23 protein-coding genes are annotated in these 18,867 nt (G+C 67.1%); all 23 read right to left on the reverse strand.

What is annotated here, in order from left to right; genetic code table 11:
* Positions 1–89: 89 nt before the first annotated feature.
* The 23 genes from TVC13_RS09315 to TVC13_RS09425 all read right to left on the reverse strand — a co-directional run bounded on the left by TVC13_RS09315 (position 90) and on the right by TVC13_RS09425 (position 18,833).
* Positions 90–2,081, reverse strand: a complete 1,992-nt coding sequence (locus tag TVC13_RS09315) for a flagellar biosynthesis protein FlhA (RefSeq protein WP_422400988.1) — start codon at positions 2,079–2,081, stop codon at positions 90–92.
* Between the two features lie 138 nt (positions 2,082–2,219).
* Positions 2,220–3,323 carry an EscU/YscU/HrcU family type III secretion system export apparatus switch protein gene (locus TVC13_RS09320; RefSeq protein ID WP_422400936.1) on the reverse strand — a complete coding sequence of 368 codons (1,104 nt, stop codon included), beginning with the start codon at positions 3,321–3,323 and terminating at the stop codon, positions 2,220–2,222.
* On the reverse strand, positions 3,316–4,074 hold the full coding sequence (fliR, locus tag TVC13_RS09325; RefSeq protein WP_422400937.1) for a flagellar biosynthetic protein FliR: 759 nt from the start codon (positions 4,072–4,074) through the stop codon (positions 3,316–3,318). Before fliR ends, TVC13_RS09320 begins: the two co-directional genes overlap by 8 nt.
* A gap of 1 nt (position 4,075) precedes the next feature.
* Positions 4,076–4,351 (reverse strand): flagellar biosynthesis protein FliQ, encoded by a 276-nt coding sequence (fliQ, locus tag TVC13_RS09330; RefSeq protein ID WP_422400938.1) that lies wholly within the window; start codon positions 4,349–4,351, stop codon positions 4,076–4,078.
* 1 nt (position 4,352) lies between these two features.
* A complete protein-coding gene (gene fliP / locus TVC13_RS09335; RefSeq protein ID WP_422400939.1) occupies positions 4,353–5,177 on the reverse strand; it encodes a flagellar type III secretion system pore protein FliP in 825 nt (274 codons plus the stop codon).
* On the reverse strand, positions 5,177–5,551 hold the full coding sequence (locus tag TVC13_RS09340; RefSeq protein WP_422400940.1) for a FliO/MopB family protein: 375 nt from the start codon (positions 5,549–5,551) through the stop codon (positions 5,177–5,179). The genes fliP and TVC13_RS09340 overlap by 1 nt, the downstream gene beginning before the upstream one ends.
* Positions 5,552–5,554: 3 nt before the next feature.
* On the reverse strand, positions 5,555–6,247 hold the full coding sequence (gene fliN, locus TVC13_RS09345) for a flagellar motor switch protein FliN (protein WP_422400941.1): 693 nt from the start codon (positions 6,245–6,247) through the stop codon (positions 5,555–5,557).
* Complete coding sequence (locus TVC13_RS09350) at positions 6,244–7,161, reverse strand: flagellar motor switch protein FliM (protein ID WP_422400942.1); 918 nt, start codon at positions 7,159–7,161, stop codon at positions 6,244–6,246. Before TVC13_RS09350 ends, fliN begins: the two co-directional genes overlap by 4 nt.
* 30 nt (positions 7,162–7,191) lie before the next feature.
* The gene (locus TVC13_RS09355; protein WP_422400943.1) at positions 7,192–7,983 is read right to left on the reverse strand and encodes an OmpA/MotB family protein; all 792 of its coding nucleotides are present in this window, start codon (positions 7,981–7,983) and stop codon (positions 7,192–7,194) included.
* On the reverse strand, positions 7,980–8,789 hold the full coding sequence (locus TVC13_RS09360) for a motility protein A (protein WP_422400944.1): 810 nt from the start codon (positions 8,787–8,789) through the stop codon (positions 7,980–7,982). Before TVC13_RS09360 ends, TVC13_RS09355 begins: the two co-directional genes overlap by 4 nt.
* A 7-nt stretch (positions 8,790–8,796) precedes the next feature.
* Positions 8,797–9,051: a flagellar FlbD family protein gene (locus TVC13_RS09365; RefSeq protein ID WP_422400945.1), complete on the reverse strand. Its 255-nt coding sequence runs from the start codon at positions 9,049–9,051 to the stop codon at positions 8,797–8,799.
* A 223-nt stretch (positions 9,052–9,274) separates the two neighbouring features.
* Entirely contained in the window at positions 9,275–10,447 is a 1,173-nt protein-coding gene (locus tag TVC13_RS09370; RefSeq protein ID WP_422400946.1) for a flagellar hook protein FlgE, read from the reverse strand.
* Positions 10,448–10,463: 16 nt separating this feature from the next.
* Positions 10,464–10,895 (reverse strand): flagellar hook capping FlgD N-terminal domain-containing protein, encoded by a 432-nt coding sequence (locus TVC13_RS09375; RefSeq protein ID WP_422400947.1) that lies wholly within the window; start codon positions 10,893–10,895, stop codon positions 10,464–10,466.
* A gap of 18 nt (positions 10,896–10,913) precedes the next feature.
* Positions 10,914–12,131, reverse strand: a complete 1,218-nt coding sequence (locus TVC13_RS09380) for a flagellar hook-length control protein FliK (RefSeq protein WP_422400948.1) — start codon at positions 12,129–12,131, stop codon at positions 10,914–10,916.
* The gene (locus TVC13_RS09385) at positions 12,128–12,778 is read right to left on the reverse strand and encodes a C40 family peptidase (protein WP_422400949.1); all 651 of its coding nucleotides are present in this window, start codon (positions 12,776–12,778) and stop codon (positions 12,128–12,130) included. Before TVC13_RS09385 ends, TVC13_RS09380 begins: the two co-directional genes overlap by 4 nt.
* A 42-nt stretch (positions 12,779–12,820) precedes the next feature.
* Complete coding sequence (locus TVC13_RS09390; protein WP_422400950.1) at positions 12,821–13,234, reverse strand: flagellar FliJ family protein; 414 nt, start codon at positions 13,232–13,234, stop codon at positions 12,821–12,823.
* A complete protein-coding gene (locus tag TVC13_RS09395; protein ID WP_422400951.1) occupies positions 13,234–14,559 on the reverse strand; it encodes a FliI/YscN family ATPase in 1,326 nt (441 codons plus the stop codon). The genes TVC13_RS09390 and TVC13_RS09395 overlap by 1 nt, the downstream gene beginning before the upstream one ends.
* The gene (locus TVC13_RS09400) at positions 14,556–15,158 is read right to left on the reverse strand and encodes a FliH/SctL family protein (protein WP_422400952.1); all 603 of its coding nucleotides are present in this window, start codon (positions 15,156–15,158) and stop codon (positions 14,556–14,558) included. The genes TVC13_RS09395 and TVC13_RS09400 overlap by 4 nt, the downstream gene beginning before the upstream one ends.
* Complete coding sequence (fliG, locus tag TVC13_RS09405) at positions 15,148–16,173, reverse strand: flagellar motor switch protein FliG (RefSeq protein WP_422400953.1); 1,026 nt, start codon at positions 16,171–16,173, stop codon at positions 15,148–15,150. The genes TVC13_RS09400 and fliG overlap by 11 nt, the downstream gene beginning before the upstream one ends.
* Positions 16,170–17,780 carry a flagellar basal-body MS-ring/collar protein FliF gene (gene fliF / locus TVC13_RS09410; protein WP_422400954.1) on the reverse strand — a complete coding sequence of 537 codons (1,611 nt, stop codon included), beginning with the start codon at positions 17,778–17,780 and terminating at the stop codon, positions 16,170–16,172. Before fliF ends, fliG begins: the two co-directional genes overlap by 4 nt.
* Positions 17,780–18,100: a flagellar hook-basal body complex protein FliE gene (gene fliE, locus TVC13_RS09415; protein WP_422400955.1), complete on the reverse strand. Its 321-nt coding sequence runs from the start codon at positions 18,098–18,100 to the stop codon at positions 17,780–17,782. Before fliE ends, fliF begins: the two co-directional genes overlap by 1 nt.
* Complete coding sequence (locus TVC13_RS09420; protein WP_422400956.1) at positions 18,100–18,492, reverse strand: flagellar basal body rod protein FlgC; 393 nt, start codon at positions 18,490–18,492, stop codon at positions 18,100–18,102. Before TVC13_RS09420 ends, fliE begins: the two co-directional genes overlap by 1 nt.
* Entirely contained in the window at positions 18,492–18,833 is a 342-nt protein-coding gene (locus tag TVC13_RS09425; RefSeq protein ID WP_422400957.1) for a flagellar basal body rod protein FlgB, read from the reverse strand. Before TVC13_RS09425 ends, TVC13_RS09420 begins: the two co-directional genes overlap by 1 nt.
* Positions 18,834–18,867 lie beyond the last annotated feature (34 nt).

Genomic DNA, 18,867 nt, shown 5'->3' on the forward strand with positions numbered 1-18,867 from the left:
CGCCCACCCGGACCCGGTCCGCTGCAACGATCCTCGCCTGCGGGCCAAACTCGGCTGCCTTGGCCTGAACAGCGGCCAGGGTGGCGCCGCTAAGCTGGAATCTCTTGACCGGCACTCATCACTCCTACGGTCTCAAAAGCTACGTTTGCACTGGTCAGCTCCGTATAGGAGAGCACCGGCAGTCCACCTGCCTGATGTGAGACCAGCGCCCGGACGGCGGCGCGCAGCTCGGGGGCGCAGGCGAGAACCGGGCTGCGTCCTTCCCGTTCGGCGCCGGCCACAATGGTGCGCAGTGACTGGATGGCGGAGTCCACCTGATCCGGTGCCAGCACAATTTGGGAGCCGAGCTCGGAACGGCGCATGTGCTCCAGCATCTGCTGCTCCAGGATCGGATTGATCATGATGATGGCCAGCTTGCCGTCCGCGATGTACGGAGTCGCGACGACGGCGCCCAGCGCCCGGCGCGCCGATTCGATCAGCGATTCCGGTGCCGTGGAGGTCTTGGCCTGCAGGGTCAGCGCCTCGTAGATCCGCACCAGGTCATTGATCGGCACGCCTTCGCTCAGCAGGCCCTGGAGCACCCGGTGAATTTCGGCCAGGGACAGCAGCCCCGGCGTGAGTTCCTCCACCGTGGACGGGCTGGCGGACTTCACGGCCTCGGTCAGCACCCGCACGTCCTCGCGGGACAGGAGCCGGTCGGCGTTCTGACGCACCGCACTGGAGAGGTGGGTGACCAGCACCGAGACTCGGTCGATCACGGTGGCACCGCTCATCTCAGCAGCGTGCGCCATTTCCGCCGGCACCCATTTGCCGGCCAGGCCGAAGACCGGTTCCACCACGGACGGGCCGGGCAGTGCTTCCAGGGCATCGCCCAGGGCGAGGATCTTTCCGCGCGGCGCCTGGCCGCGGGCGGCTTCGACACCGGCGATGTGGATCGCATATGTGGACGGCGGCAGGTCCATGTTGTCCCGGGTCCGCACCGGCGGCAGCACGATGCCGATCTCCATGGCGACCTTCCGGCGCAGGGCGCGGACCCTTCCCAGCAGGTCATCACTGCCGGAGACAATGTCCACCAGGTCCGGGGAGAGGGTGATGACCAGCGGGTCCACCATCATGCGGGAAATGATGTCCTCGGTGGTCTCTTCCCGCGGCGCGGCGGGGGCCTCCGCCTCGGCCTTCACGGCGGCCGCCTCATCCGCTTCCTTCTTGCCGATGCGCCAGGCGGCGATCAGGAGGGCGGCGCCGATCAGGAAGAACGGTGCCTTGGGCATCCCGGGAATCAGGCCCAGCACGATGGCGGCTGCACCGGTGATGGCCAGCGCGTTCCGGGACTGGCTCAGCTGGTTGGCCGAGGTGGAGCCCATGTCCTCTTCGGCGTTGGAACGGGTCACGATCATGCCGGTGGCCACGGCCATCAGCAGCGCGGGAATCTGGGTGACCAGGCCGTCGCCGATGGTGAGCAGCGCGTACATCTCCAGGGCGTCCATGATCGGCATGCCGTTCATCGCCGTGCCAATGGCAATGCCGCCGATGATGTTGATGATCAGAATGACAATGCCGGCAATCGCGTCGCCCTTGACGAACTTGGAAGCACCGTCCATGGCACCGTAGAAATCTGCTTCGGCCGCCACCTCCGCCCGGCGCTGACGAGCTTCCTCATCAGTGATCAGCCCGGCGTTCAGGTCTGCGTCGATCGCCATCTGCTTGCCCGGCATCGCATCCAGGGTGAACCGCGCACCGACTTCAGCAACGCGCTCTGCACCCTTGGTGACCACGATGAACTGGATCACCACCAGGATCAGGAAGACCACGGACCCGATCACCAGGGAGCCGCCCACCGTCACCTGACCGAAGGCCTGGATGATCGCGCCGGCGTGCCCCTCACCCAGGATCAGGCGGGTGGAGGCCACGTTCAGGCCGAGGCGGAAGAGTGTGGCCACCAGCAGCAGCGACGGGAAGACGCTGAAGTCCAGCGGCTTCTTCACGAACATGGAGGTGAGCAGGATGGTCAGCGCCAGCAGGATGTTGGCGGCGATCAGCACGTCGAGCAGACCGGCGGGCACCGGCATGATCAGCAGCATAATGATGCCGACGACGCCGATCGGCACGGCCAGTTTGGCCAGTTTCTGGTTTTTCACCGGTGCTCCTTGAATGGCACGGGCCCGTTTGTCAGGGCGGTGGGACGGGCGGCGGGACGTAGGGCAGGTGCAGGTGCGGGTTTAGGCGGCAAGGTAGGTTCCTCCCGGACCGGCGGGGGAATGGAATCCACCCAGCGTGCCCCGGCGTTTCAGGGACAGGACGAATGCCAGGACGCCGGCCACCGCGGCGAACAGCTCCGGCGGGATTTCATCCCCCACCTCGCACTGGCTGTGCAGGGCCCTGGCCAGCGGGACGTCGCGGACGATCGGCACCCTTTCGGCGTCGGCTTTCTCACGGATTTTGGCCGCAATGGTTCCCGCGCCCTTGGCCACCACGCGCGGCGCGGATTTACCGGGTTCGTACTTCAGTGCCACGGCAATGTGGGTCGGGTTCACCATCACGACGTCGGAGCCGGCCACCGCTGAGATCATGCGGTTCCGGCTCATGGCCAGCTGCCTGGCGCGGCGCTGGGACTTGATCAGCGGGTCACCCTCTGCGCTCTTGTTCTCATCCTTGACTTCCTTTTTGGTCATCCGGGTTTTCTTCCGGTTCCGCTTGCGGACCACCAGGACGTCCGCCAGCGCCAGGATCACTCCGGCGGCGACGGCGAACTGGATCAGTGAGCCCACTCCCCCGCCCGCCGCGGCGAGCAGCTCGGAGACGGGCAGGCCGCCGGCGGTCATAAGCACGGGAACCATCTGCTGGACCACCACGTAAAGCACCAGCCCCACGACCGCGGTTTTCAGCAGGGCCTTGGCCCCGTTCCACAGTGCCTGCGTACCGAAAGTGTTCTTCAAGCCCTTCACCGGGTCGAACTGCTCGAACTTGCCCTTGAACTTCTTGAAGCGGATCCCGCCCTGCAGTGCTGCGGCGGTCAGCACCGCACCGACCGTCACGGCCAGCAGCGGTCCCAGCGTGGACCCGATGGAGGACAGGGAGATCCCGAACAGTTCCAGCGCCAGTTCCGGACTGGGCGCCGCGGCGACCTGCCGGACGCTGAAAAGCTGGTCGGTGCCGGCGGCAGCTGCCCGTTCGATGGTCACGGGGAACATGACGGCGGCGGCCCCGACTCCAACCCAGGCCGTCATGTCCTGGGAGCGCTGGAGCTGCCCCTTCTCGCGGACTTCCTTCATCCGCTTGTCGGTGGCCTCCTCTGTCCGTTCTTCCGAGGTATCCTCAGCCACCGGCTGCTCCTCCCATCAGGTCCAGGGCGCGGTCGGTCAGGGACGAGACGACGCCGGGCAGCCCCAGATAGAGGAAGGTGCCCATGGTGAGGGTGATCAGGATTTTCAGCGGGAAGCCGAGTGCGAAGGCGTTCAGCTGCGGCGCCACGCGGGTCAGCAGGCCCAGCCCAACGTCGGCCAGGAACAGCACCACCACCAGCGGCCCGGCAATCTGGAGTGCGGCAAGGAACATCTGCGAAACGCCGGTGACCAGGAGTTCGGCGTCCAGGGTCAGTCCGCCGCCTACGGGCAGCGCGTTGAAGGAGCGGGCCAGGCCCGCGATGATCAGCTGGTAGGCGTCCGAGGTGAACATCAGCACGATCGCAGTCATGTTGAAGAGCTTGGTGTACTGCGCTCCCACCACGTTCTGTCCGGGGTCGAAGGCCTGGGCCATGGTGAAGCCGGACTGCAGGTCGATCAGCGCCCCGGCGGTCTGCACGGCCGCGAAGACCAGATAGACCAGGAAACCCAGCGCGGCACCGGTGAGGACTTCAAGCACCAGGGCGGTGAAGAACCCGCCGGTGGACTGGATCTGGTACCCGGGCGTCACCAGCGGAGAGACGGCCAGCGCCAGGCCCAGGGCAAGGATCGCCTTGATGCGCATGGGGAATCCCTGGTACGAGAAGGGCGGGGCGATTACCACGAACGCTGCCATCCGTACCCCGGCGAGCATGGTTGCCTCCAGCCACGCGAAGTCCAGGGTGATTTCCACGTCATCCTCCGCTGAGCAGGGACGGTATCTTCTCGAACAGTTCGTTCGTGAAGTGGACCATCTCCTGGATCATCCAGTGGCCGCAGACCAGCAGGGCCACGCAGACTGCCACGGCCTTGGGCACAAAGGAGAGCGTGACTTCCTGGATCTGGGTGATCGACTGCATCAGGGAGATTCCAAAACCCACTGCCAGGGCGGTCAGCAGCACGGGGGCTGCCAGTTTGGCCGCTGTCCAGAGCCCCTGCACCCCAATGTCCAGAACTGCGTTTGTATCCACGTCAGCCTCCCGAATAGCTCTGGACCAGGGCGGTGATGACCAGCGCCCAGCCGTCCACCAGGATGAACAGCAGGATTTTGAAGGGCAGGGAGATCATCACCGGCGGGAGCATCATCATGCCCATGGACATCAGGGCTGCGGAGACGATGAGGTCGATGATCAGGAACGGTATGAAGATCACGAAGCCGATGATGAACGCAGCCCGCAGCTCGGACAGCACGAACGCGGGGATCAGCGTGGTGAAGGCGACGTCGGCTGGAGTCGCCGGGTTTTCCAGGGCTGCGGCCCGGGACATCAGGGCAATGTCCTCTTCCCGGGTGTAGCGCAGCATCCACTCGCGCAGCGGGCCGCCGGCGGCCTCCACGGCAGTGGTGAAGTCGACTGAGCCGTCCAGGTAGGGCTGGATGGCGTCGGCGTTCACCGCGGCGATCACCGGAGCCATGATGAACAGGGAGAGGAACAGGGCCAGGCCCGCGATGACCTGGTTGGGCGGGGTGGTGTTCAGTCCGAGGGCGTTCCGGGTGATCGCCAGGACAATGAAGATCTTCGTGAACGAAGTCAGCATCAGCAGCAGGGACGGTGCCACGGAGAGCAGGGTGATGCCCAGCAGCGTGACGATCGCACCGGAGGGGGTGCCGTCCGGACCGTTGATTTCCACCGACAGTCCGCCCGGATCTCCGGGTTCGGCCGGCAGCTCCGGGACGGCGGGCGGAGCCGGGTCCAGGACGGTGGCGTGGCCGGCCGCGGCACCCAGAAGAAGCAGGACGGCGGCAAAGAACACCGCCAGCGCCAGCGTCCCGCTCCGGCGCAGGATGGTTGCGGCCATTAGTGCCTGCGCCTGTGCCGGCGGGCACCGGACAGCTGTTTCCAGGCGTTCGGGTCCAGGATGGATCCGGAGACGGCTTCCCAGCTTTGGGGACCGGCTTTGGCCGGGGTTTCCGGGGCTGCGGCGGGTTCTTCCGGCGCCGCCGTTTCATAAAGTACGTTCACTGACGCCTCGGTCACGCCCAGCACAAAGCGCCGTCCCTCGGTATCAACCGTGACGACTGCAGCCTTGGGCGTAAGGCCCTGCTTGGACACCACCGTGATGCGGCGCTCCTGCGCTCCAGCGCCGCGCGCCATCTTCCGCTGGAAGAACCAGAGCAGTCCGAATACCGCGGCCAGGGACAGGACCACCCTCATGATCATGAGGAAGTCCACGGGTCAGCTCAGGCCCTCGAGGTCCAGGATCCGGGTGATCCGCACCGCGTAGTCCTGGTCCACGACGACGACCTCGCCGTGGGCAATGAGCCGGCCGTTCAGCAGGACATCCGCCGGGGCGCCGGCGGAGCGGTCCAGTTCAATCACTCCGCCCGGTTCCAGGCTCAGGACGTCCCGGACTGCCATGCGGGTGCGGCCGATTTCCACGGTGAGCGTCATTTCGACGTCGTTGATCCGGGAGAGGTGCTTCTCCAGGGCGGGAATGGTCAGGGGCTGCAGGCCGGAAGCTGCACCGGATGCGTTGCCGCGGACCCGTACTGCGAAGTACCCCAGGGTCCCGGCGGCGGTCTGGAGCGAGAAGACTGACGCGTCGGCGTCGGTGAACACGGGGTCAGTTCCGGACACCGAAGCTTCGCCGAGGACACCGGTTCCCAGGGTGGAAGCCGCGGCTTCCAGGGCCGGGCGCAGCATGTCGCTCAGGGCGAGCAGCCCGTTGCCGGCTCCGCCGAGGATCGCCGAGGGGTCGGTCAGGGCCAGCGCCAGGTCAGCGGAGGGGTTGCCGACGAAGCTGGCGCTGAGGATTTCACCGGCCTGGGGAGCCACGGCCCCCGGAACGAGCACGGGTGTCACGGCGGAGGTTACGGGCAGCGCAGCGGCAAGTGCTTCTGCTGCGGCAGTGGGGGTAGTGGTGATCATTTGGAGTGCTCCTCGGTGGAAACGATCGCGGCGGCCAGGCGGGAACCGTTGGATCCAACAGCCGCGCGGTACAGGGGATGCTCCTCGACGGAGACGTAAAGGGGTTCACTGCGCTGGTGCGGCAGCGGAATAAGGTCCCCGGTCTTCAGGCCAAGCACCAGACCGGGCTTGACCGGAATGGAACGCAGCCGGAGTCCGACTGAAACCGGCACTTCGCCAAGCTGGCCGCGGATCCGTTCCGCGGCGTCGCTCTCGGTGTCCATGGGATTCAGTGCGCCCAGCTGCTGGAGGATCACGTCCGCGGGCAGCGCCACGCTGGCCTCGCAGGTGTCCTCTCCAACGCTGACGGTGAACTTTGCCACGATCATCAGGTCAGTGGTCGCGGCTGCCTGGGCAAACTGTGAGTTGTCCTGGATGGAAGCCACGCGCAGCCCGTGTTCAGCCATAAGCCCGCCAAGGGAGTACTGCAGGTCCGCGAGGGCATCGGTGGCCAGGGCCGAGACGAGTGAATGCTCCACCGGGGTCAGTTTGCGCAGCGGCGGTTTCTGCGAGCCGTTTCCGCCCAGCTGGCGGATGATCCAGGACAGCACCGAGGTGATGGGGAACTGCAGCACGGCCCGTGAATCCGTTCCCTGCACATCGGCGAGAACCATGGTGGTGGTGCCGGGCAGGGAGGAGACGTATTCGTCATAGGTCAGCATTGCCACGGACTCGCTGACGACCGTTGACTTGCCGCGCACCTTGGCACTGAGCTGTGTGCCCCACTGCCGGGCGAAGGACTCGAAAGCCAGTTCAAGCACACGCGAGTGTTCCCGGGCCAGGGTGGTGGGCCGGCGGAAGTCGTACACCTCCACGGCCTGGGCCTGGTGCCGGATACCCGGGCGCATGTTCTGGTCAGCGTTCACTGTTTCCACTATCGGCTGCCTCTTTCGGCGGGTAAGGACTTACTGGCCCTGTTCAGCCAGCACCCGCGGAATCAGGGCACGCACCGAATCGGGTTCGTCCGAATGAAGGACCAGGTCCACGCGGCGGTTGGCCTGCATGGCTTCCGGGGAGAAACCTTCCATCAGCGGCCGGTAACCGGCGTAGCCGGTACCGTCGATTCCGGTGGGCGCGATTCCGCCGTTGCTGATCAGGTAGCGGACCACGTTCACGGCCCGCTCGCTGGAGAGTTCCCAGTCCAGCAGCGGTGCGTCACCGGGCTGAGCCGCAGTGTGCCCCTCCACGGAGATGTGCCGTCCGGACTCCGCCATCACCGGCGCGGTGCGGTCCAGGACCTGCACCGCGGTGTCCAGGAGCGTGGCCGAGTCCGGGCCGAAGAAGGCCTCCGAGTTGACCATGCGCATGGTCAGTCCGTCCTCGCCCATGGCGAACCGCACGCTGTCCCCCAGGCCGAGGGTGTCCAGTTCACCCAGCAGGTCCTGCTGCAGGGCGTTCATCTCCTGGACCTCCAGCCGGGCCAGTTCCAGGTCGGAGAAGAGTTCGGTGGTTTCCCCGGCGCTTTCCTCCGGAACCACCATGCCTGCCGATGCGTCGACCAGCTCACTGGGCGTGTCACCGAAGCCAGTAGCCAGGGACTCCTTGAGACGCTCGTACTTCTCCTGGTCCACGGTGGACATGGCGAAGAGAACAATGAACAGGCACATCAGGACGGTGACCATGTCCATGTAGGAAGCCATCCATCGTTCGTCAACGTGATGGGGGGTGCCCCGGTTGACGCGGCGGCGCCGGTTCATGCTGCGTCCGAGAGCCTGCTCAGCGGAACGGACTCACGCTCACGCGCCTTGCCGTCTGCGGCGGCATCGCCGGCCAGTGCGGTGAGCCGTTCACCCAGGAGCAGGGGCTGCATACCGTTCTGGATTGCCAGGATTCCCTCCATGCGCACGGTCATGGCTTTGCTTTCGAGCTCGTTCATCCGTTCAATGCGGGCGGAGATGGGAAGCCAGATGAAGTTGGCGGAGAGCAGGCCCCAGAGCGTGGCCACAAACGCGGTGGCGATCATCGGGCCGAGGTTTTCCGGGCTGGAGAGGTTCTCCAGCACGTGGGTCAGGGACACCACGGTGCCGATGATGCCCACGGTGGGCGCGAATCCGCCCAGCGCGGCGAAGAATTTGGCGTTGGTGCGCCCGCGGTCATGCCGGCTCTCGATTTCGTCCTCGAGCATGACCCGCAGTTCTTCGGGGTCGGTACCGTCGGCAACGTTCTGCAGCGCCTTGCGCTCGAACTCCGTCCGGGCTTCCGTGCTGGCTTCTTCCAGGGCGAGCAGGCCCTTCGAGCGGGCGACCTCGGCGTAGCGGACCAGGTCCTTGATGCTTTCGCCGACCTTGGCCGGCTTGCCCAGCACGGCGGGAAGGACGGCTTTGAACGCCGAGATGCTGTCCCGAACGGTGTAGGAGGCGATGCCGATGGCGATCGTGGCGCCGAGGACGAGGATCATGGGCGCCGGCAGCAGGATCGCGCTGACGTGCGCCCCTTCCAGGGCGATCATGGCGTACAGCGAGCCGAAGGCGATGACCAGTCCGATTAGTGTTGCGGGATCCATGGGACAGTCACTTTCCGGTGGGTGTCGGGGGCAGGACACGCAGAGCCGGACGCTCCGGATCGGCGTCGAGTTCTCGGGCCCGGAGCAGCACGCTGGCTTTCCAGTCGCGAACCAGTTCGATGACTTCCTGAAGCGTCTCGCGAACCACGTGGGAGGTGCCGTCGATCATTCCCAGCGTTGTATCCGGGTTGGACTGGATACGTTCAACTAAGTCCGGGTTGACCGCGAACTGCGCTCCGTTGAACCGGGTAAGAATGATCATGGTGCCCTGTCTGGTGCCGGGGCCGGCCGCTTCAGCCAACCTCCCTACAGGCAATATCGGCACCGGGAGCGCTGAAGTTAGCAGCCCCGTCCTCAGCAGCAGGGACCGTGCGCGCTGCTTAAGGAAGCCTGCCCCGGTACCGCCGCGGGGGACGGCAGCACCGGGGCAGGCAGCTGGGGGGCCTAACCGGGATCAGGGACCCCGTGCGAGTCCCTGAGTGCGGTTAGCGCTTGAGGTTCACCAGTTCCTCCAGGACGGAGTCAGAGGTGGTGATGATGCGCGAGTTCGCCTGGAAACCGCGCTGGGCGATGATCAGGTTGGTGAATTCCTGGGAAAGGTCCACGTTGGACATTTCCAGCGAACCTGAGGACATGGTGCCGAATCCTGCGGATCCGCCGGTTCCAATGATCGCGTTGCCGGAGTTCACGGACGCTGCGTAAGACGTGTTTCCGGCCTTCTCCAGTCCGCCGGGGTTGTCGAAGGTGGCCATGGCCAGCTGTGCGACGGCGATCTTGGTTCCGTTGCTGAAGGAACCGGTGATGGTTCCGTCCGCTCCGATGGAGAAGGACTCCAGGGTTCCGGCAGCAGAGCCGTTCTGCGACTTCGCGGCGATGGTGTTCATCCCGGTGTAACCGGTCACCGTGCTGAGGTCGATTCCGATGCCCCCGACGTTCAGGGTGCCGCCGCCGGTCAGGACGCCGTTGGTGAACGTCATGGCTCCGGTGGCGGTGGCCCCGCCCGCCAGGGCGGCGGAGGTGTCCCAGCCGGCGGCGGTGCGGGTGAAGGTGACGGAGAGGCTGCTGGCGGCACCCGCGGCGTCGTACACCTCGATCTCGCGTACGAACTGGTCCCCTGCCGCGGCTTCCGCGGGCAGGTTCCCGGCCATGACGGCAGCGGTCGTGGCCGCGGCAGGAGCCAGGGTCTGGCCGGAGAGGACGATGTTCGAGGTGGGTCCGCCGTTCTGGATGACGCCGTTCACGGCGCCCCAGCCCTGGACGAACGCGCCGTCAGAGGAAACCAGGTTCCCGGCCTGGTCCAGTGAGAACGCGCCGGACCGGGTGTACATGGTGTCCCCGGCTTTGGACGTGACGAAGAAACCGTCGCCGGAAATCATCAGGTCCGTGCCCTTGCCGGTGGACTGTGTGGACCCCTGGGTGAAGTTGGTGCTGATTCCGGCCAGCTGAACGCCCAGGCCGATCTGCGCGGGGTTCCGGCCGCCAATCTGTCCGGTGGGGCCGGAACCGTCGGACACCAGCTGCGAGAGCGTGTCCTGGAACTGGACGGCGGAGGACTTGAAGCCCGTGGTGTTCACGTTGGCAATGTTGTTGCCGGTGACGTCGAGCATTTTCTGGTGGGCGCTCAGGCCGGAGATGCCGGAGTAAAGGGAGCGAAGCATGGTGGAGCCTTTCTGGTTAGGCAGTTGCAGCTGATACGGCGGAAATGGAGTCAAGGGGAACATCGGTTCCGTCAACGTTTACGGTAGGAACCCCGTGCGTGTAGGAGACGGACCGGGCCGTGCCGGAGACGTCCTGGCCGTCATCGCCGGTGTAGGAGACGGCCTGCCCGATCAGGGACGCAGCCGCCATGCGCATCTGCAGGCTGAAGCCTTCGGCGCTGGTGGCAGCCAGTGCATCGGTTTTTTCCATCATGGCCAGTTCAGTGAACTGGGAAATCATGGCGTTTGTGTCCATCGGAGAAGACGGGTCCTGGTTCTGCAGCTGGGTAACCAGCAGCGACATAAACAGGTCCCCGTCCATGGACTGTTTGGGAGTGCGGGCCGCGGGTGCGGCGTACAGGCTCGCGCCGGCGGCTGCCGGGACGGTAGTTACGTTTTCGATGGGCACAGGTGCTCCTTGGCTTTCTCAGGCGAGGATGTCCAGGGCCGAAGCCCCGTCCGGAATGGGATGGGATGGCGCTGGGTCCTGCGGGCGGACAGCGGCAGCCGGAAGCTCCGGCACTTCCCCGCGGCCGGGGGCGCGGTGCTGGTCCTGGCCGGTCTCCCCGTTCGGGCGTGAGCCGCTGCCCAGGTCAAGCGAGGCATTAAATCCGGATCCGGCCAGTTCCCGGCGCAGGTCAGGCAGCACAGCGCGGACAGCTTCCCGGCCGGCGTCAGCGGCAAACAGTTCCAGCCGGACGCCGTCGGCTCCGATGACCGCACGGACGGTGACAGTGCCCAGGGATTCCGGGGTGACCTTGAGCGTCATAACGTGCTCGCCGTCCCCAGCGGCCAGCAGGCTGAACACGGGTTTCGCCAGCTGGGTGTGCAGCTGCGGCGCGGCGGCGGGCAGCGGCGGTGCTGCCGCCGCAGTTCCTGCAGCCTGGGCGGCGGGAGGAACGGCCGGGACCACGCCGGGCACCTGGCTGGATGCTGCCGTTCCGGTCAGCCATTCCGGGTGCCCGGCAGCTTCAGTGGATGCAGCCGGAAGCGGGAACGCCGAAGGGCGCAGCACCTGTCCGGTTTCGCGGAGGGCGGCAGGCGGGAACGGCGGCGCGGGGGTGGCCGGGCGCGCCGGGTCCGCAGCTGCCGGGGTTCCAGTGGGCGGAACCGGCACGGGAGCTGCGACCGTGCGGGTCGGATGTGGGGCAGCGGGGACTCCCGGTGCGGCTGCGGCGGAAGCACCCGCGGCGACGGCCGCTGCGGCTGGCAGGACGGTGGAGACGGCCGTGCCTGCTGCAGCCATGCCGGAACCCGGATGCAGCTCCGCCGCAGAGTCCGTTCCGATCGCGTCCGGAGCCGGCACCTGGGGCGCCTCCGCGGCGGCGGTTCCTGCGCCGTAGCTGAAACCAGCAGGCGCGGTACCTGTACCGTCCGGCAGAAGAGCGGAACCAGCCGTCTCCGGATCCGTCTGGCCGGTCTCCGCCGCGGGGTCTTCGGGTCCGTCCCCGGGCAGGACGGCAGCCGGCGTGCCCGGGACCTGGCGGTTCCCCGGCAGGACGGCGAGGGCTTCCAGCAGGGACTGGAAGGCTCCGGCACTGCCGCTTCCCGCACCGGTTCCCACGCCGGCGGCCGCGCCGGCACCGGGTCCTGCCTGTGAGGGAATGGCCGGTGCGGGGACGGCCACCGTGACGGACAGGTTCACCGGGCACCTGCCAGCAGGCTGGCCTGTGCCGAGGCGATCACGCCGGCAAGGTCAGGGGCTGGCGCTGTGGAGGCAGCGGCGTCGGGCAGGATGCGGCGGATGGCAGTGATGTTGGAGTCGTTTTCCCAGGCATCCCGGATCTGGATGGTCTGGCCCGGCTGCGGGGCGTCTATGGCCTTTCCGTTGCCGAGATAAATCGCCACGTGGCCGGTGTTGTGGGTGAAAAGCAGGTCACCTGGCTGCGCCTCCGCCAGCGACCCGACGGGGCGGCCCTGGTTGATCTGGTCATACGTGACCCGCGGCAGCGAGTAGCCCAGGTCCTTGAACACGTTCTGCACAAAGGAGGAACAGTCCAGTCCCACAGCCGGATCGTTTCCGCCCCACACATACGGCAGGCCGATGTACTTTTCAGCGGCAGCGGTGACCTGCTGCGCAAGCGCGGCCTGGTCCCCGGTGAGCGGCCCGGAGAGGGGCGCCTGGCCGGCGGCGTCCGGGGAAGCCAGTCCGGCCAGCACTCCGGCAAAGCCGGCGGCGGACGACGGCGCGGCGGATGCGGCAGCGGCAGGGCGGGCCACCGGAGCGGTGCTCAGCTCTGCAATCGCTGCCCGGATCTCGCTGATCCGTCCCAGTGCTTCAATTGCCGGCACGGGGTGTCCTTTCCTTCGGTGCTGTCATGTTCATTGAGGTGCTCACCGGGACGAGGTCCGGCGGATGGCTGATTCGTCCAGCGCGGACTGTTCGGCTTTCAGTTCGGCCGCGGTCTGCTCCAGCTGGTGCCGGGCCGCCATTTTCTCCAGCGGCACGGTCCGCATTTTCGCCGCCCGGTACTGTGCCTGCGCGGCCTGCTGTTCGGCGTCGGCGGTTGTGATCAGGGCGTCCAGCGCGGCGAGCTGGGACCGCGCTGCGGAACGCGCGGCGGCAATGGCCAGCAGTGCGGGGCCGTCAGCGGGATGCGTGTCGCAGGCACCCAGACTGGAAACGGAGCGGGCGCGGCGTTCCCGGCTCTCCTGGACCCGGCGGTTGGCTCCGGCCAGGCGCCCGGAGGCGGCGTCGAGCTCAATGCCGCGCAGGCGCAGCAGTCCGGCCAGCGGAAATTGTGCCATCAGAGTCCTCCTAGTGGTTGGGTCAGCGCCTGCAGCCGGGCCCAGGATTCACCGAATGGCGTCTGGTCATCCATGCGCTGCTGCAGGAAGGCGTTGATTGCATCTGCGTGGGCAATTCCGGCGTCGACCAGCGGGTTGGCCCCGCTTTGGTAGGCGCCGACGTCGATCAGGTCCTGTGCCTGCCGGCGGGCCGCCATGACCCGGCGCAGGAGAGAGGCCATTGCCGCCTGCTCCGGGGTGCACACCTTGGAAGCCACCCGGGAGATGGACCCCAGTGCATCGATGGAGGGGAAGTGCCCGGCGACGGCGAGTTTACGGTCCAGGACAACGTGTCCGTCCAGGATTGACCGGGCGGCATCGGCCACCGGTTCGTTGTGGTCATCGCCGTCAACCAGCACGGTGTACATGCCGGTGACTGATCCGCTTACGTCCGTGCCGGCGCGTTCCAGCAGCTGCGCCAGGACGGAGAACGTCGACGGCGGATAGCCGCGGGTCGCCGGGGGTTCGCCTGCCGACAAACCTATTTCGCGCTGCGCCATGGCCACCCGGGTGAGTGAATCCATCATCAGCAGCACGTCCGCACCCGCGTCGCGGAAGGACTCCGCGATGCGGGTAGCCGTGTAGGCGGCGCGCAGGCGCATCATGGCCGGTTCATCGCTGGTGGCCACGACGACGATGGAGCGGGCCAGGCCCTCGGCACCGAGGTCGTCTTCGAGGAATTCGCGCACTTCACGCCCGCGCTCCCCCACCAGGGCGATCACGGACACCTGGGCTTCGGTGCCCCGGGCGATCATGGACAGCAGGGAGGACTTGCCGACGCCGGAGCCGGCGAACAGGCCCATGCGCTGGCCCTTGCCGATGGTGGTGAGGGTGTCCAGCACCCGCACGCCCGTAGCGAGCTGTTCGGAAATCCGTGCCCGGGCCATGGCGTTGGGCGCCCGGTTTTCAACGGCTGCCGTTCCGGTGACGGAGAGCGGGCCCTTGCCGTCGATGGGCCGGCCGATCCCGTCCAGTACCCGGCCGAACAGGCCGGTTCCGGTGGGAACCCGGATGGGGCTGCCCTTGGCCCGTACCGGGTCGCCGGCAGCCAGGCCGGCGGTGCGGCCCAGCGGCATGCACTGCAGTCTGCCGCTGCCGACCGCCACGACCTCCGCGTCGGTACCGGCTTCGCCCAGGGTGAGCAGGTCACCGATGGAGGCGTCCAGGCCGGATACCTCCACACCCAGGCCAACGACGGCGCTGACAGTGCCGGTGCACTGCGGCCTGGCAGCATTCAGCGCCCGGGCGAAGGGAACGGCGGCGGGCCGGTAGGCGGTGGAAGTCATGCGTCCTCCGCCAGGGCTGCCTTGAGCCGGGCCAGCGCGGTGGACAGGCGTGCGTCGAGGTAACCGTCAGGGTATTCGGCCACGGCGTCAGCCCGGTCCAGGGACGGATCCGCGACCAGAACCGCCCGGATCTGGCTCCGGCACTCGTCGGGGACAGCAGCGAGGTCCGCCGGGTTCATCCGGATGGTGTGCACCGGGGCGGGTGTTGCGGGGTTCAGGGCCCGGTGCAGGGCGGAGCGTGCGGAGTCCTCTGACGTTTCCAGTTCGCGTCCCAGCAGGGCTTCCGCGATCTGCACGGCGGCGTCGGCCAGCTGGTGTTCGAGGGCTTCCAGCACGGGCACGGTGCGGGCGTGGAGGGCATCCACTGCCGTGTTGAGGGAGCTGATGAGTTCGTTCACCCGGACCCGGGCCTGCTGTTCCGCGGCGGCTGCAGCCTGCCGGGCCGCTTCCGCTGCTTCGGCGGCTTCCGCGCGGGCCAGGGCAGCGCCGTCGGCGTATCCGGCAGCATGGCCGCGGACGCGGGCCTGCTCCTGGATCCGTACCGTAGCCTCGTCCCGGAGCACCGGGTAGGCCAGCGCGCTGAACGCCTCAGAAGACAAACTCGTCCTCCTCGCCGCGGCGCACATCGATGTCCCCGGCGGCTTCCCGCTCGCGGATCTGGCGGACAATCTCGGAGCGGGCCTCTTCGACGGCCTTCATCCGCACCGGACCGAGGTTCTCGATCTCGGCGTCCAGGTTCTCCCGTTTGCGCTCGGAGATGTTCTTGTAGATCGCCTCAGTGACCTGGGCGGGCGCACCCTTCATGGCGGTGGCCAGCACCCGCAGGTCCAGGGAGCGCAGGATCGACTGGATGTGCGGGGCGTCCAGTTTCACAATGTCCGCGAACGTGAGCATCCGGGAACGGACTTCCTCCGCAAGCAGCGGGTCCAGCTCATCCAGTCCGGCCAGCAGCGCCTTCTCCGTGGCGACGTCGGAGCGGTTGATGATGTCCACGAGCGGCTGCACACCGCCCACAACCTCAGCGGCTTCGCGGGGCGCGACGACGGCGCCGGCCCGGACCTTCAGGACGTCGGAGACGATCGTGACAGCTTCGGGTGCGGCCGGTGACATGGTGGCGATGGCGTGCGCGACCTCGGTGCGGGTGCCCTCGGGCAGGCCGGCAATAACGGCCGACGCCGCTGCGGGGCGCAGGTGGGCCAGCACCAGGGCGATGGTCTGCGGCAGCTCACCGTCCAGGATGCCCAGCAGCTGCCCGGGTTCGGCGTCTTCGAGGAATTCGAAGGACCGGCCGGCCAGCGTGGCGTTCATTCGTCCGAGCAGTCCGGAGGCCTTCTCTGCACCGAAGGCGCCTTCCAGCAGCCCTTCGGCCAGTTCCTGCCCGCCGCGCGCGGGTGTCCGGCCGGAGATGGAGAGCGTGTGGAACTCTTCCATGACTCGTTCAGCAACTTCCGGACTGACCCGTCGCAGGCGCACAATCTCGGCGGCAACTTCCTCTGCTTCCGTCTCGCTGAGGTGCTTCATAACCTCGACGGCGGCGCTCTGGCCGAGCTGCATCAGGACGACGGCGGCTTTCTGGATGCCGGTCAGGTCGATGGCCGTGGTGGTCGCTGTCATACGCTCGTCCTGTTATCGATCAGTGCCCGCAGGTATTCGGCGGTCTTGGCCGGTTCCGAGACGGCAAGTGCCTGGACCTGTTCGCGGCGGATGCCGGCGTCGCTCAGTTCCTGCGCCAGCGGTTCGATCACCGGAATGCTGTTGGTGGTCGGTGTGGGTTCCAGCGGGATGGCGGAGACCAGGGAGGTGCCGTCGTCGAGTTCGCCGAGGTCCATGGGCGGTGCCAGGTCCAGGGCCTGCCGGGAGGTGCGGCGGCTGCGCAGGGCGAAGATCACCAGCAGGATCAGGACCGCCAGCACCACCGATCCGATGGTCACCAGGTTGCGGATCAGCTCTGCCTGCCGTTCCGCGGCCGCGGCTTCCTCGGCTGCCGCGAGGGCTTCCTGCGCTGCGGCGGCGTCGGCGTTGTTGAACGGGAGGATTTCGAGGGTGACCGCGTCCCCGCGTTCAGCGTCGATGCCGGCCGCGTTGCGGACCAGGCCCATCAGGGCGGCCTGGTTGATTCCCGCGGCCGCTTCCCGGCTGATGGCCACGGAGACGGTCTGCCGGTTCAGCGTGCCTGCCGGGATCATCGTGGTTTCGGTGACCTTGTTGACGGCGTTGTTCTTGGTGGTGGACTCGGAGGTGTATTCGCCGTCGTTCGCGGCGTCTCCGGGCACGGCAATGTTGTCCGGTCCCAGGACTCCGGCGGCGGTGTTGGGTCCGCCGCCCCCGGTGTACTGCTCGGTGGCGCTCTGTTCGTTCAGGGCCGGAACGTCCGCGCCGGCACCGGTGAAGGTTTCCGCGGTCCGGTTTCCGGATTCGTAGTTCATGTCCGCGGCGACGGCGACTGTTGCGTTGCCGGAGCCCACAACCCGGTCCAGCAGTGACTGCACGGAGGCTGCCACGCGGGTCTCGTAGTCGGAGGCCTGCTTGTCCGCGGAGCCGGTGGCGCCGGTGCCGACGGCGGAGAGCACGTTGCCCTGCGAATCAATGACGGCAACGTTCTCGGCGTCCAGCCCGTCGATCGCGGCGGAGGTGAGGTGGACAATTGCCTGCACCTGGTCATCATTTATGTTCCGGCCGGCCTGGGTTTCAACGAAGACCGACGCCGTCGCCTTGCCCTTCTCCGCCACGAAGACCGTGGTTTCGGGCAGGGCCAGCTGCACGGAGGCGTTCTGCACGCCGTCGAGCGAGCTGATGGTGGCGGCCAGTTCGCCTTCCAGCGCCCGCTTGTAGGTGACGTCCTGCTGGAACTCGGAGCTGGTGACGCCCATGTCATCCAGCAGCGAGTAGCCGCCGGTTTTCTGCGCCGGTATGCCTGCCGTGGCAGCTTTCATGCGTTCTTCGTAGACGGCTTCGTCCGGCACCATGATGGTGCCCCCGCCGCCGGTGATTTCGTAGGCGACGCCGTTTGAGCGCAGCTGCTCGACGACGGCGTTCGCGTCCGCCGAGGACAGCCCGGAGAACAGCGGGGTCATGGAAGGTTTGGTCATGAACTGGTACAGGAAGATCCCGCCCATAAGCAGTACCGCGGCGCCGATGCCCGCAATCGTCTTCTGGGCCACGGAGAACCCGCCGGCCGAGGCGCTGAGGCTGGTCAGCGCAGCTTTGATCTTTGGGGGCATCAGGCCTGCATCCTCATGATCTCGTTGAACGCGTCAACGCCCTTGTTGCGGACGGCTGCGACAAGTTCCAGCGTGAGGCTGGCCCGGGTGGAGGCAATGGTGGCCTGGTGGACATCGTTCAGGTCCCCGGTGACGGCCTGGATCGCCAGCGTCTTGGATTCGGAGGAGAGCGCCTGAGCGTTGTCCACGGCACCGGCCAGCTGGGCAGCGAACGCCGGGCCGTTCGTTCCGGCCGGGGCCGCGGGGGCGGAGGCGTCTGCGGAGGCATCCAGGTAGGCGGACGGAGCAACGGCCTGGACGGCGGCGATAGTGCTGGGCATCAGTTCTTTCCAATCTGCAGGGCGGCTTCATAGCTTGACCGGGCCCGCTCCACCACGGCGGCGGAGGCCTGGTAGCCGCGCTGGGCAATGATCAGGGCGCTCATCTGCTCCCCGAGGTCGATGTCCGGGTAGCGGACGTAGCCGTCCGCGTCGGCCAGTTCGTGTTCCGGTTCGTAGACCATGCGGCCCTCGGCGTCGCCGAACTCCGCGGAGGCCACGTAAACACCGGAGACGCCTTCACCTTCCTGGGCTCGGAGGTAGCGGGCACGGAACGCTTCCTCGTCCGTGGACTTGGCCGTATTGACGTTCGCAATGTTGTCCGCCACGGCGTCGAGCCATTTGCGGTGGACATTCATGGAGGTGCCGGCAATGCCGATCGCATCGAAGGTCATTACTGGGTCCTCATCGCGGTGCGCAGGGAGTTCGCTTCCCCGCCCACAGCCTGGGCGGCGAACTGGAAGCGCAGGACGGTATCAACGTTTGAAATGGTCTCGGTGTCCAGGTTGACGTTGTTGCCCTCCAGGTTGACCGGCTCCAGCGAGCGGGCCATGGCGGGTGCAACCGTTCCGGTCCCCTTGGCCACGGCGCGGGAAAGTTCAGCCTCGAAGGAGACGCGCTGCGCGGTGTAACCGGGGGTGTTCACATTCGCGATGTTGTTTGCGATAGCGCGCTGACGCAGGGAAAGGCCATTCAAGGCACTTTGCAGGGCAAGGGATGATACGGAATCAAACACAGCCAAAACCTGACACTCTCGGTGGGGGCGGCCA

Origin of the sequence: Arthrobacter sp. 3Tela_A, from assembly GCF_049311025.1 — a bacterium.
Classification (GTDB): domain Bacteria; phylum Actinomycetota; class Actinomycetes; order Actinomycetales; family Micrococcaceae; genus Arthrobacter_B.